We start from the raw sequence: 11,402 nt of genomic DNA on the forward strand, positions 1-11,402 counted from the left end.
GGCTAATTATGGAGACGTCAGTAGATTTGATGCCACCGGCATCAAATCTACTGACGTCTACGTTCATCGAAAGAGATGTCCCGGCTTTTCCCTAAGAGTTTCATAGTTTGGTCCGATGTGTTCGTAGAGTGGAACACCATGGATTTGATGCCACTGGCATCAAATCTACTGAGGTCCACCGCGTTTGCCACGCAGTTGGCGCAGCTCATTCAGGCACGCTTGTGCGAGGGCAGACGCGGGTTCGCCCTGTTGTCGAGATGGCCGCGAGGGAGCGGGTGGAGGTGATTCTGCAATGGGTGAAGGTTCGGCCTGACCTGCCCAAGGACGAAAGTCACCTTTCAGTGCGCGCTGGATCAGGCCCATCAGATACGCCGCTGGCTTGCGGATTCCACCGGCCGCACAACGTGCTCCCGCTTCGTTGAGCACCGCCTGCCGATCCGCTGGTTTGAGTTTGTTCAGCGCCACGGCGACGGCCTGACGCTCGCTTGGGCTCAGGTGCAGCGCAGCGGGCCAGTGCAGGTTATCCACCGCTGCGGTCGCGCGCGGTACTGTACAAATACTTTCTTTTAATACAGTACAGGCGGCGTTCGGATTCCGAACGGTGTCTGAAACATTGACGTTCAGGCCCGGTTCGGAATCCGAACGAGGGCCTGCACGATTCCGAACGCGGTGATCTTCCTCCCGTTCGGAATCGTGGAAGGCATCAACGGCTGGCTGATCCAATCCTTGCTGCGTCCAGTGTTCGCCCCAGCTGTCGAGCCGCGTCGGTAACCGATCACGATCGATATTCGTGTCCTGGCGGACTTCCTCCACAACGTGCTGAGCGACAATACGCACCGCCTTCGTCGCATGACCGAGGGCATGCCCGACCAGCGCCAGGTAATCCTGATCCAGTTCCATGGCTTCGGCGGGGGTTAACGGCTCATCGTGCAGAACATACAGAAAACCTTGAAGACGTCCGCTGAGCTGATCGCGTCCGCGACTCACCAAACTGAGCCAGCGCGTCAACCTGAGCATCGTCAACACCCGAGCAATGGTTTCACGGGAGGCTGACGCACCGTAGGGCACGCTCGACAGGTAAGGCTGCAAATCCTCATAGCGCGGCGTGACCACGCCCTGGCCTTGCAGCATGAGTCGAAACACCTGCCAGGCATTGCGTTCCAACGGCGTCAACCGACTATCCAACAGCAGCCGACGTGGCACGACTTCGTGAGATTGGCCACTGAATAGAAAGCCAGCTTGCAGGGCCTGGTTGGAGGGTTGTTCAGTGGTAGGGCGTACGGGCCAGCGTTCACTCAGATGCTGGGTGCATTGCTGCAGGACACGCTGCCAACGACTGGAAGGGGCTGTGTTCATGTGCCGTTGCTGTACTGGTCGATTTGTTGCCAGACGATGGTCAAGCTGATCTGTTGCTCCTCCGCCAGCATCATCATGGCGTCGAGCTGGTCCTCGGTACTGTCCTGAGCGCGTAGTTGGCACCAACGCTGCCAGAGCGCATGCTCCTGCGCCTCGCTCAAATTCTGAGGGCGACCTTTTCGGGTTTCTATCTTGAGCAGACGTCGACGCAGGGCGGTTTCCGAATGCGCCAAGCCAAAGCATTGGTACATGATGGTGCTGCTGGCGCCGAGCTTGAGCGCGCGGTTGATCAAGCGCTCGTTCTGCTCGTCACGTTCGGCTTGCTCGATCAACCGATGCAGCACCGGCGAGTCAATCTTGATCTCAACCCAGGGGATGGTTGCATGGGCCAGGCGCGACAACGTAGTGGGCGGTAAGGATTGCAACAGGTAGATGTCGTCCTCACCCAGTCCGAGTGCCTTGCAGCGCTGCAGGTTACCCTGGCGCAGCTCATGCAGTATCTGGGTCAGCATGGCCTGGTTGAGCACATTGAAGGACAGGTTCATGGCAGCTCCTTCGGTGAGCTATCTTCAGGGGGAATCGTTAAGTCGATCAGACGCCGGGCCAGGCGGATCAGGCGATACAGTTTGATTAACAGCCTGTCGGGCAGCCGCTCCAGTCCCACGTCCACGGCGGGACGATTTGTGAGCGGGAGTTGATAGATCCCCAGCAACAATTGGCCGAACAGCGCTGACGGCAGTTGCTTACGATCTTCCCAGTTGACGTCGTCTTGAGCGCGCAGCAGGGCCATGAGCAGTAGGTGAACGCCGGTTGCGTGAGGCGCTGCAAGATCAACTCGCTCGATGTTCAGGGCGAAGCCCAAGCCAAGCGGCTGACCGATGATGCTCTCGGGGTATCCGGCATAGGCCGCCATTTCTCGCGCCAGTCCGGCAATGGCTAAACGCAGTTGTTCGGGTGTATCCAGCGTTGGTGTGATCGTCCAGAGGTCGTCGATTGGGCAGGTTTCGACTGGAGACGTCGCTTTGGTGGCTATCTCGCGATCGATTTGCTCACGAATCTGTTGAACGCGTGATCGAGGATTGACCGCTGGTGAAACATTTTTTTCGGGTTCTGCGAGCAGTTCTTCTGAAACTGACTCTATCCTGCTCTCGACCTGGGTTGATTGTGATTCAGTGTCGGAGGAGGGCGGTTCTGCCGCGGCTTCATGTTCGCTTGGCGAATAGATGTTCTCTGAGGGCCTGGTAGTGACAGCCCCAGGCGTGGATACGACCCGTTGGGTATCGCTCAGCTCCAGGGCCAGCATACGGTAGGACTGTCCGAGCAAGCGGCTCATGCGTTCGAGTAATTCATCCTGGATCTTCTCAAGATCAAAGGATTCAGGATCGCAATCGAAGTAACCCATGGATTCCAGCCAGAACTCTGCAAATGCAACTGTGGCAGTTGGATAACGGTTCCAGATTCGCTCAGCCTGACTACGTAGACCGATCAGACGCTCTATCTGAGGCTTACCCAACCCGGCATACAGAGTTTGTGGAATGGCGGGTAATAAGTGTTCGAGGGTGTCCAGCATCCGGCTGATGTGCGACTGTGAAATCGGATAGCCCCCAGCGGCAAGACGTCGAGCCAGCTCCCGTTGTGAGAGCTGTGGGCCATCCGATTCAAGCATGGTTTTGAGTTTGGCTACCGCCAGAGCCCGTTCGATGAACGTGAGTTGGCCGTGCAGATCGCTTTCCGCCAAATGGCCGAGTAGGGCGTTGGTTTCATTGCTCCAAGGTCGGAACAGGCAGTGAATCCGAAAGAAACGCTCGTCGCGAGTTTCCTGCCACAGCTCGCCGAGAATCGCCAAGCGCGTATTACCGCCGTTGCGGATGATGAAATAGGTTTCTCCCGGGCGACGGGTAATCGGCGGTGGTTGATCCAGCCCGCGTTCACGGATCGAAGCCTTGATATCGTCATACAGCGGATTACGAATGAATCGAGGGTTGTGTTCGTAGGGCCGCAACTGCTCCAGAGTGACCAGCATAGGCGTGTCAGTAAGTGGATCGGATAGCCGCTCCAGTTCTGGACCTCGAGGGAAGTGGTCCTGGTGCAGCTTGTCGGTGATCTGCGCCTGACTGAGCTTCTTCATCGGAACAACCTCAGTTAACGCCGGTTACGCAAATGGTCACCGACCTCGAACTTGACGATCTTGGCAGTCCCCGAACCTTCGAAATGTCTGGAAAGCTCTGCGAGGAGCCAACCCATGGCCGAGCGTCCACCCTGCAGGCGAAAGACGACAGTGCAGTATTCATCGCCAGATGGGTGGTGTGGTCGAGTGAATGGTGGAGCGATGATGGGAAGTTGATCCAACATCAGAAGACTCCTTGCCAAACGCTGTTGGCTATAAGGTCGAGCAAACACAATGATTGGGCGAGAAGTGCCGGCATGGTGAATGGTGTCATTTAACCTCCGTGCACCTGCCCACCCTAGAAATCGCTTCGCGCCATTCCGGAAACAACTCGATGGCCAGCGCTTGCATGGTTTCCATCGCGGATGGCGAGCGTCGTTCCCGTGACTGGCGTGTCTCGACTCGGTGGACCGGTAGGCCAAGGGAGGCGGCGTTGAGGTACGCCACTCGCTCCGGAATTGCGGTGTCTAGAACCGAGATGTTGTTAGCCCCTGCGAAGGTCTCGCGCAGGCCACGGATGATCATCCGGGTGTCCACTCGAATGGCATTCACCTGGTTCAGGAGCAGTCGTAAGGGTGGGGGTGGAATGCCCAGGTGGCGGAAAGGTTCGAGTTCGCTGAGTAGCTTCAAGGTGCCACGCTGCAGTTCGCGGGCGGCGAGCATTTCCGGGGTGATGGGAGAGAGGGCAAGGTCGGAGGCCAGGATGGCCATCTCCAGCAGCACGCTACGCGCACCTTGGGTGTCGATCAAAAGCAGGTCGTAACGGGCGCGGAAGTTGTCGAGCAGATTGCGTAGGCGTAATCGCCCGTCAGGGGCGTGCAGCAGCAAGGTACTCAGTCGACCTTGATCGTCGTTGGAGACGATCAGATCGAGCCCTGCAATCACTGTCCTGGAAATAATCTGGGCAGGCATAGCTAGGTTGAGTGCGATGAACTCGTACGCACCGACATCAGCCTTCTGGCTCAAGGCGTAATAGCTGGAGAGGGTGGGTTGGCTATCCAGATCCAGTAGCAGGACGCGTAGGCCTGCGTCAGCCAGTAGGCCGCCGAGATTGGCGGCTACTGTGGTTTTGCCCACCCCGCCTTTGGTGGAAACCACCGATACCACACGCATGGCATCAGGCCTGTTTGCCTAAGCGTTCAACGACCCACTGCTCGATTTCTAGCGAGTCCCAACCGACTGCCCGCAATCCAATGCGTTTAGCCTGAGGGAATTTACCTTCCTTCATCAGGTTGTAGATGTGCGCGCGTTTGAAGCCGGTTTTTCGCTCCACCTCGTCACGTCGCATGATGTGGCGTTCTACCTGCAGTTGAGGTGCTTCAACGATGGGTAAGGATTGGCTGGACATGCTGGTCACTCCTGGCGCCGATTGGCGCGTGGTGGGAAGTGACCTGAATTGAATAGCAGAAGTGGGGGAGAGTCATTGCACTGCAATCAGAGGTATTGCAGTGCAATTGCTCCACTCAGATACCTTTTTTGAGTATGCGATTGGCTGCGGCGAACTTTGCATCCAGCGTGCGTTTGCTCAGGCCAGGATCGTCTTTGCGATGAGCTGAGATGGAATTGACGATGGAGGATTGACTATCAAATACTGAGTGCGGTTTACCTGATGGCGAGTGTCCTAAGATTAGTTCAAGCAACGCCCCTATGACTTTCAGGTAGCCGATTTCACTGCGGTCACTGAGTTTACTGTTGGACTTTAGTAACTGATGGATATTTTCTCTTTCCAACCCCATTGCCTCAAGCTCATCGAGTAGTTGTTGATAAGACGCTTCTATATTTTTTATCCGCAATTGCATTGCATCTCGGTCGGCTTGTAAGGCCAGATAGGTGCCAGGGCTGATAGCTCCTTGTTGGTTGAAGGACTGTTCGAAAAGAAAGCTTGGTCTTTGGTCAGGGTAGTAGCGCGCCATCCAAACTCTGAGGTCAGTATGGCGGATAGTTATCTGACTGCAATCGATGGGCGTGCCAATCGTGACCGACACGCCGAAGCAGCCATAGGCCAGGTCGCCATGGCGAATGGCATCTATAATTTTTTCGGTATTTGCCTGTAGGCACGGCCATTGGGGGAAGTATTTTGACAGGAGCGCAGGACATTCCCAAGCCGATTCTAGTATTTGGGTTTCATGAGCCATGAGATTGCACCAGCGTATAGCTGCGTCAATGGGCCGATAAAAAATTTTTGCAAAAACGTTGTAGCTGTCGGGTTCATACATAGGAGCAGCCTCATATTCGAGGGAGCAGATCCGCTAACTACGTTTTTATGGCCTTTACTAGCTGGGCTTCCGTGCGGCAACTGTCCCTTGATTCGGTTTTATTTGTTGGTAAATCGATATCCTTTTTTTCGTGAGAGATCCGAGCATTAAGCACCTAATGCACTCTGGTTATCGAGTTCTTACGCTTGTTTCAATTGACGATTTAGACGCACAGCACCACGGTGCTTCTCCCAATAACCTATGCATCGCTAGACTTTGAAAGAGCTTATTCTGTGGTGTAGCAACTGACTTTGCTTATTCAGGAGTCGTGCTCCATCAGCCAGGTCATTGACATAGTGGGAGACTCCATCACTCAGTCGGTGAATGGTGATGATATTTTCGTTCACCGTTTCCGCGACAGTACTCTGCTCCTGAGCAGCCAAAGCAATGTGTTGGTTCATTTCATTGATGCCCTGAATGTTTTCGCTGATTCGCGTCAGGAACTCACCGACTTGCCGTGAGGTGCCCACCGCATCCTGCAGCGCATTCTGGCAACCCTCCATGGCTTCTCGTGCCTGATGCGCTGCGCCCTGTAACTGGGTGACAATATTTTCAATGACTTCGGTCGACTGGCGGGTTTTTAGCGCCAGGGCACGGACTTCGTCAGCGACCACGGCAAATCCTCGTCCTTGCTCACCGGCTCGTGCGGCTTCGATGGCGGCGTTCAGGGCGAGAAGGTTGGTCTGCTCGGCGATCCCGCGAATAGTGACCACCATCGCACCGATCCCCTCGCTGTCTCGCATCAAGTCACCCAGTTTCAGAGCGGTATGGGCTATCTGTGTCCCCAGGCGTTCGACCATTTGCTGGCTGGCGTCCATCATGGCGTTCCCTTCGCAGACATGGGCTGCCGACTCGCGTGTTTGTGCGCTAGTGCTCGAGGCGTGTCTGGCAACCTGGATGGCGGATCGAGCGAGTTGCTGCACGGAAGCGGCTACGGATTCGACCTGCTGAACCTGCTGGGCGGTAGCGTGCGAGGTGTGACCAGTTGTTATGTCCATTTCACCGGCATGCTGATCGAGAGCGCTAGAGACGAGCCCGACATCCGCAATCAGGTTCGATAGCCGTTCAAGCACTAGGTTGAAGTTGCCAGCCAACTCACCAATTTCATCAGGGCAACTGGCATCTAGGCGTTTACTCAAGTCAGCTTCACCTCGTGCTATCTGCGCCAGGCAAAGGCTGACCTCTTTGACTGGTCGCAGAATGTGACGCCGGGTCAATAGCCACACAGTCCCCAAGGTAGCGAGCAACAAAACTGCGGTGACTGCCAAGTTTTGCAGTAATACAGTTTTCAGGGTCGTTCTCAGCGCCTGGTTGTTGAACTCAATATCCAGCATAGCCAGCGCCTGACCATGATGCATTACCTGTGTGTTGAGCCGGAAGGAGACATTAGCCGCGTTTTTCTGACTGACAGAAGTTGAACGTTGCGTACGGGAATCGCGCACCGTTAGTCCATTAACATCGGGGGCGCGCAACAGTTCATTCAGCAAGTTTTCGATCTGAGCCTGATTACCACTCGCGAGCGGTTCGCTTAGGGATTGTGCCGCAAGCTCAAGTAACGTAGTGGCTTGCCTGAGTTGCTGTCTGCTCAACTCCCGAGACGTGAATTGATAGTTGAGCGTCGCGACAGCGAGTGAAACGCAAAGCATGACCAGTGTGAGCGTCATCATCATTTTGCCTGCGAGCGAATATTGCATCATGGATCTCGTTTTATTGGCGTGGTCTTTCAGCAGAAACGATGCAGGGTTAATTTCATCCTGATGCGACTCGCGGCATTGCGGAGTAGGCGAGATAATCGGCGAAACGCGGATCTGAAATTTGTGTAGAATTAAGAATTACTGAGGTAGCACAAGTCATAGGCGATCTCGGTGTGAACGACGGATATGTTCTCGGTAGCGCTAATCTTCAGTGCAGCCGGACAAACGCAAAAGACACACGAACGGCTATTGTGCTCGGTAGGAGTTACCTGCAGATTGCCGTTCAGCTCGTTGAGGCCCACCTTCCATTTGTCGACCCACTTCCATATCCAATATTTATTTCGACGAACGGTTAACTTGGAAGCCAACGCGTCCGTGGCGGGGAAGAGTTGAGCGCCACCTCGACGTATCGCTACATCGAGGATAATGCTCTTGACCTCAAAAGGTGTGCGCGTAACGTACCTGCACGACGTAGTCGTTGCGTGCGCGGTTCTCTACTTCGGTCTCACGATAAGTGTTGAACCAGACACCATCACCATCGCCTACTTTCCAGAACACCCCAGGGCCAATCCCAAGCACTTTTTCGCGAGAGTCGGCGAGGCGGTGACCATTGACCTCATCATCACTTATTTGTTTGAAGTAATACCCATTGAGGCCAACTGAGACGTTGGGTATCACTTCATAGGAGGCAGTAAAGTTAATCCATGCCGCTTTGCCTGCCTGGGTATCACGCACAGGCTGACCTTCGAACAGTTGCACTGAACTGCTGGCTGGGTCCTTGTTTTTAAAGTTTTGCAGATAGTGCAAGCGCCAGCTCACTTCCCAGCGGGGTGCGGGCATCCAGGTCGCCGCCCAGTAAGGATTGATCGAGTAGAAGTTAGATCCTTGGTTGAGGTCCTTGTGTTCATCGTATTTACCGACGGGTAACAACACATCCAGTGCCAGGCGCTGGACGAAAATAGGTCGTCCATGCTCATCGACAATAGGATCGAACTGCACCAGCGGGCCGGTGGTGACGTCGCCAACTCCAGTGGCGTTGTCCTTGAGTTGTGGACCGTTGCTACCAAAGTCACCGTCGAGTGAAACGATCGGCACAATGATGTTCCAGCCCAGGTGTGCGCCCGCGCCAATAGTGTTGGGCGAGTAATAGCTGAGTTGGTTGATCAGGCTGGTGACATTGATCTTCGGGTTATCAAAGTCTTTGATTTCCTTACCCGAGTTATTTCGAATCGAACTGGCGCTGGTGTACTTCAAGTATTGCTGGAACGAAAAGCCGGGCAGGCCGGCAAATCCATCGTAAAAACTGGTGCCTCCCAGATTGATCCCGTTCGGCTCCCCAACGCTAGGCGGTGGAGGGCCGTTGGCGGCTACAGTTTCTAGGGACGAGAGAGTGGCGAGGACTAGCAAGGCTGGACAAATTTTTTTTATTGTGTTCATCGTTGTTGGCTCTATTGTTATTTTTTTTGGCGCTATTTGGTAATTCCCAGAGTGCTTTTGCATCAAGCAATCTGGTACCAATGTGCTTTTGGCACATTATTTTTTTGCTTGCGTGGTACCTGGGCTCGCGGGATCAGACGCTGAGGGCTTTGCTCTGAATCGATGGAAAGGGCAACCCGCGACTTTCGCCTGCTCGCTCTGCTGATCTGGTGTTTTAGATGCACCCGCAGCGCGCTTGGCGGCATGCGCCACTTGCCGGCGTTCCGTGAAGGTGTCCTTCGGATCAGGGATCACCTTTTCCCCCATCCACAGAAAACCGGCAGTAAACAAACGCAATGCTTTCCTGGCCAACGGTGAGGGTCGTTTGAGTTCGTAGGCGCGGATCAGATGATCGGGATAAAGACTGATCACCCAGGCAAATACCAGAGAGTGTGAGAACTTTGGAAAATAACGATCGGCGAACTGTTGGATTATTGCTCGCGCCGCCGGTGGGCCCATGTCGTGTTTGGGAACATCCTCACTTTCCCAGCGATCCATGAAGGCCATGATTCCATCAAAGGAATCAGGGAAGCCTGTAATCGCTTCGCCCGTCCCGGCGTTGCGAAAAATGGTTGACATCTGGTGCCAGTATTTAACAGCGGCGAGCTTCTCTTTTTCGCTCATGCCCGCCATACCTACGCGTTGCATCAGGCGATGCATGCCGGCTGCTTCATAGCAAAGCGTGTAGACGTAGGTGTCGTTGCGGCTGAAGCTCTCGCCAAATCGCTGAGCGTAGTGGGAGTGTATTTTGTTTATCGACTCAACGTTTTCGCGGGTCTTGTCGTGGTGTGAACCGTAATGCCACCAAACCTGCATCTTCCAGGATGTGTCATCGGAGCGTCTGAATGAGTTTTTTAGAATTTTCCCGTCACCGTTGTCAATGAGAGGCAACGCGTCCAGTTCCCTTACGAAGAAGTGAGGGAAAGTGACGGCGTACACAAGATTCATGATGAAGTCGGTTGGCCGATAAGCCGCAGAGAGTTTCCAGATCTCGTCATAGTCGGTAGCAGGGTCGAGCTGATCAATACGCGCGGCGATCCATTTGCGGGTCATCGGGTTTTCCTCTTATTTTTGTTGTCATCTCACTGGGCGCATGGTCATTGCGCTTCCTGCGGATGGCTTACAAGTTAGAAGAAGTACCGAGCGCAGTCATTAGGCCGGAAAACCAAAATAATGATTGGTTTTGGTATTGCAGTACGGCGGCCCTCGAGCGCTTGAAACGTGCGTTGATGGTCTATCGACTGGGATACATCAATCTCACTGTTTACCTGTTTCTATTCCCTTTCATGCTTGAGGACACGGCCCTCGTACTGGGTGATCAGGTGCAAGGCGCAGCGTATTTCGAGCTCTCGTTGCTTGATAGGACAACCCAGCAGTAGTTCTATCTGTTGCAGTCGATACACTAGCGTGTTGCGGTGAATACCTAGCGCTTCAGCACCGTGGAGCAAGCTGTTGCCTGACTGCAAGTAAGCGCTGAGTGTTTGGCGGTAGCCGCCGGCTTTCTCTGATTTGTTTGCCAGAGGTCCGAGCACGGAGTCGACATACCACGCGGCCTTTTCAAGATCCTGACCGACCAGGATCGTCAGGACATGGTCAGCCCAGCGCATGACGCCTTTGATTGGGGAAAGGATTGCAACGCTACTGACATCTCTGGCTTGAAGATGAGTACGCCTGAACCCAGCAGGGCCCTTCGCTGGTTCACCCAGTGCACATTGAGTTCCACTTAATTGCCCCAGTGTTTCTTCAAGTCGTTTCAGTTGGGTCGGAGTAGGGGCGCGCGGTGTACTGACCCAAGCCCATGTCAAATGCTGAGTGAAGGAAACTACCAGCGGTGTATCGCCGATGATTGCATCTTGTAAATTGCGTTGTAACTCACCCAAGTCTGAGCTGAGCTTGGTGTTGAGATCAGAAATAATGATACCGACATGGAAATGCTCAAGATCCAGGCCATGATCTTTTTTGATTTGCTTTAGCTCGAATGGTTGAAGCGCGCCCGCATTGCCGATCAACTTTTCCACAAGGGCGCGGCGTCTCGCGATTTGACTTTCCATCAGCACCTGACGCTCGTCCAGGTAGCACAGCACAAAGTGCTCGATGATTTCATCCACCACGCATGCACCGTTGGTGACTAACCGTTGAACCGTTGAGGGTGCAAAAGTCCTGGACGCCGACGCGGTGAAAAAATGATTGACCCAGATAGTCTGGTTGGCTCGCATGTTTTTGACGATGCTGCTGAACGGTACTTCGCGACGTGCAGCTTGTCGCGCCATTGAAGGGATCAATTTCAGCGTAAAGTGCTCACTGTTTCTCGATAACGAACTCATGAATGGGCATTCCACGCCATCCGGCCACTCAGTCCACCAACATCCGGCCACCTATTCCACGGTCATCCGGCCGGGCAGTCGGAGCGCAGCGACGCAGGTTTGCATTGTTAGTCTGAAGTCTCTGTCGCCG

Annotated in this window: 11 protein-coding genes and 1 pseudogene; all 12 read right to left on the reverse strand. The window is 54.3% G+C overall.

Annotation, left to right across the window (positions count from 1 at the left end):
• Positions 1-165 precede the first annotated feature (165 nt).
• Positions 166-1,356 (reverse strand): STY4528 family pathogenicity island replication protein, encoded by a 1,191-nt coding sequence (locus BLL38_RS22490; RefSeq protein WP_020300886.1) that lies wholly within the window; start codon positions 1,354-1,356, stop codon positions 166-168.
• Complete coding sequence (locus tag BLL38_RS22495) at positions 1,353-1,901, reverse strand: DUF2857 domain-containing protein (RefSeq protein WP_020300885.1); 549 nt, start codon at positions 1,899-1,901, stop codon at positions 1,353-1,355. The genes BLL38_RS22490 and BLL38_RS22495 overlap by 4 nt, the downstream gene beginning before the upstream one ends.
• Positions 1,898-3,484, reverse strand: coding sequence for a ParB family protein (locus BLL38_RS22500; protein WP_076964376.1), 1,587 nt, complete (start codon positions 3,482-3,484; stop codon positions 1,898-1,900). Before BLL38_RS22500 ends, BLL38_RS22495 begins: the two co-directional genes overlap by 4 nt.
• A gap of 14 nt (positions 3,485-3,498) precedes the next feature.
• Positions 3,499-3,708 carry a hypothetical protein gene (locus tag BLL38_RS22505; protein WP_076964377.1) on the reverse strand — a complete coding sequence of 70 codons (210 nt, stop codon included), beginning with the start codon at positions 3,706-3,708 and terminating at the stop codon, positions 3,499-3,501.
• 85 nt (positions 3,709-3,793) lie between these two features.
• Positions 3,794-4,636, reverse strand: coding sequence for a ParA family protein (locus tag BLL38_RS22510; protein WP_020300883.1), 843 nt, complete (start codon positions 4,634-4,636; stop codon positions 3,794-3,796).
• 4 nt (positions 4,637-4,640) lie between these two features.
• Positions 4,641-4,871, reverse strand: coding sequence for an AlpA family transcriptional regulator (locus tag BLL38_RS22515; RefSeq protein ID WP_020300882.1), 231 nt, complete (start codon positions 4,869-4,871; stop codon positions 4,641-4,643).
• A 115-nt stretch (positions 4,872-4,986) separates the two neighbouring features.
• Positions 4,987-5,739 (reverse strand): hypothetical protein, encoded by a 753-nt coding sequence (locus BLL38_RS22520; protein ID WP_020300881.1) that lies wholly within the window; start codon positions 5,737-5,739, stop codon positions 4,987-4,989.
• Positions 5,740-5,987: 248 nt separating this feature from the next.
• A complete protein-coding gene (locus tag BLL38_RS31995; RefSeq protein ID WP_371101270.1) occupies positions 5,988-6,776 on the reverse strand; it encodes a methyl-accepting chemotaxis protein in 789 nt (262 codons plus the stop codon).
• Between the two features lie 69 nt (positions 6,777-6,845).
• A pseudogene (locus BLL38_RS32000) lies at positions 6,846-7,475 on the reverse strand (HAMP domain-containing protein); the annotation flags it as partial.
• Positions 7,476-7,910: 435 nt separating this feature from the next.
• Positions 7,911-8,909, reverse strand: coding sequence for a SphA family protein (locus tag BLL38_RS22530; protein ID WP_032904495.1), 999 nt, complete (start codon positions 8,907-8,909; stop codon positions 7,911-7,913).
• A gap of 96 nt (positions 8,910-9,005) precedes the next feature.
• Positions 9,006-10,001 (reverse strand): hypothetical protein, encoded by a 996-nt coding sequence (locus BLL38_RS22535; RefSeq protein WP_020300878.1) that lies wholly within the window; start codon positions 9,999-10,001, stop codon positions 9,006-9,008.
• Positions 10,002-10,222: 221 nt separating this feature from the next.
• Positions 10,223-11,272: a PucR family transcriptional regulator gene (locus BLL38_RS22540; RefSeq protein WP_083743101.1), complete on the reverse strand. Its 1,050-nt coding sequence runs from the start codon at positions 11,270-11,272 to the stop codon at positions 10,223-10,225.
• Positions 11,273-11,402: the final 130 nt, after the last annotated feature.

Source organism: Pseudomonas gessardii (genome assembly GCF_001983165.1).
Lineage (GTDB): Bacteria > Pseudomonadota > Gammaproteobacteria > Pseudomonadales > Pseudomonadaceae > Aquipseudomonas > Aquipseudomonas gessardii.

Bases quoted from the DNA above. Each gene is read 5' to 3' on its own strand.
- BLL38_RS22490 (WP_020300886.1), bottom strand. From the start codon at position 1,356: ATGAACACAGCCCCTTCCAGTCGTTGGCAGCGTGTCCTGCAGCAATGC.
- BLL38_RS22495 (WP_020300885.1), bottom strand. From the start codon at position 1,901: ATGAACCTGTCCTTCAATGTGCTCAACCAGGCCATGCTGACCCAGATA.
- BLL38_RS22500 (WP_076964376.1), bottom strand. From the start codon at position 3,484: ATGAAGAAGCTCAGTCAGGCGCAGATCACCGACAAGCTGCACCAGGAC.
- BLL38_RS22505 (WP_076964377.1), bottom strand. From the start codon at position 3,708: ATGTTGGATCAACTTCCCATCATCGCTCCACCATTCACTCGACCACAC.
- BLL38_RS22510 (WP_020300883.1), bottom strand. From the start codon at position 4,636: ATGCGTGTGGTATCGGTGGTTTCCACCAAAGGCGGGGTGGGCAAAACC.
- BLL38_RS22515 (WP_020300882.1), bottom strand. From the start codon at position 4,871: ATGTCCAGCCAATCCTTACCCATCGTTGAAGCACCTCAACTGCAGGTA.
- BLL38_RS22520 (WP_020300881.1), bottom strand. From the start codon at position 5,739: ATGTATGAACCCGACAGCTACAACGTTTTTGCAAAAATTTTTTATCGG.
- BLL38_RS31995 (WP_371101270.1), bottom strand. From the start codon at position 6,776: ATGGACATAACAACTGGTCACACCTCGCACGCTACCGCCCAGCAGGTT.
- BLL38_RS22530 (WP_032904495.1), bottom strand. From the start codon at position 8,909: ATGAACACAATAAAAAAAATTTGTCCAGCCTTGCTAGTCCTCGCCACT.
- BLL38_RS22535 (WP_020300878.1), bottom strand. From the start codon at position 10,001: ATGACCCGCAAATGGATCGCCGCGCGTATTGATCAGCTCGACCCTGCT.
- BLL38_RS22540 (WP_083743101.1), bottom strand. From the start codon at position 11,272: ATGAGTTCGTTATCGAGAAACAGTGAGCACTTTACGCTGAAATTGATC.